The organism is Idiomarina sp. Sol25 (assembly GCF_033052775.1).
GTDB lineage: Bacteria > Pseudomonadota > Gammaproteobacteria > Enterobacterales > Alteromonadaceae > Idiomarina.
On record NZ_JAUPEW010000213.1, the window covers coordinates 1 to 245 of the forward strand.

Consider the following 245-nt stretch of genomic DNA (forward strand, 5'->3'; position numbering starts at 1 on the left):
CTCGACCCGTACCACGACCCGAGGGATATTGCCGGCCAAGAGGTCCCAGAAGCTGGGGCGACCGTCCGGGTAGTGGATGGTGATGTTGATCAGCGCGGACAGCTGCTCGCCCATGGCGTCGATGACGAAAGCGATGCCGCCGGCCCTCGGCTTGAGCAGATGTCGATAGGGCGAGGCCTGCTCGGCGTGCTTGTCTTCGGTGAAGCGGGTACCTTCCAGGAAATTGAACACCGACACCGGGTTGG

At 63.3% G+C, this 245-nt stretch carries 1 pseudogene; it reads right to left on the reverse strand.

From position 1 onward, the window contains the following. Positions 1–245: pseudogene (locus Q5L94_RS14040) on the reverse strand (acyltransferase); the annotation flags it as partial.